A 974-nucleotide genomic window follows, 5' to 3' on the forward strand; every position below is an offset into this window, starting at 1 on the left:
CTCGGAGGAGCTTATAAGTAATATAAAAAAGGTGTAACACTGAGCGTATCACACCTAAATAATTAATATTTAAATTATAAATATCAACAACGAATAATTAGAAGCGATATTCAACACCAATACTGGCTTGATTAAAGTCTGTATCTGTTTTTCCGCCATTGGCGACGCTATCGACATTAATATCTGCATCATACCAAGTGTACTCAGCATTAATTAAAAATCGATCTGTGACTTTAAATGCCACACCGGCGCCGGCGAATACACCTTCGCCATCGTCATTGCCAGAAAAACCGACGACGTCATAATCTGTCGAATACCATAACTGACCACCTTTAGCATATAGCTCTACTCGGTCTGCAATGGGAAGCATGACTTTAAGGGCTGCCGTGTAACCATCGGTTTCGGCATTGGCTAAACCATTACCATAATCACCAAAGTTAATGTAACTACCTTCAAGAGCAAGGTATTTATTAAACTTATAACCAACAAGGCCCTGCATTACATCACTATTATCATCAAAATCATCATCGCCATCGACTTTTAAATAACCGTAGTTAGCGCCGACATAGATTCCGTTTTCTGCGGCATCACTGTTGCTCATGTTATCAGCATGAGAATATGCACTAAAAGAGGCTAAAGAAATAATGGCAGCTAAAGTAAGAATGGGATTTTTCATAAAGTACTCCTAGTTAATTATTTAAATACACTAAGGACATTACAAAAATAATGCCAACCTCGCAAAACCACACTCAGTTCAATACATAATGAAAACAATAACCTTACTTATCAATGCGATATATTTATTTTAATATTTTAAATTCAAGTTAACTATTTTTATAAAACACATGAAACTTTTTTCATACTTACACTAAAGCCGTGCTAATTCTGTCTTAATGTATTTATTTCCTGTGAAATTGTAACTATTTCATAGGCAATAAAATAAACCTGTCTCTTATCCACATCTACGAGCCAAC

The 974-nt window shown here is 35.3% G+C and carries 1 protein-coding gene; it reads right to left on the reverse strand.

What is annotated here, in order from left to right:
- Window positions 1-97: 97 nt before the first annotated feature.
- Window positions 98-676, reverse strand: a complete 579-nt coding sequence (locus KFE26_RS23615; protein WP_105251308.1) for a porin family protein — start codon at window positions 674-676, stop codon at window positions 98-100.
- Between the last annotated feature and the right edge of the window lie 298 nt (window positions 677-974).

The sequence above is a fragment of the Shewanella sp. M16 genome, assembly GCF_018224605.1.
Taxonomy (GTDB): domain Bacteria; phylum Pseudomonadota; class Gammaproteobacteria; order Enterobacterales; family Shewanellaceae; genus Shewanella; species Shewanella oncorhynchi.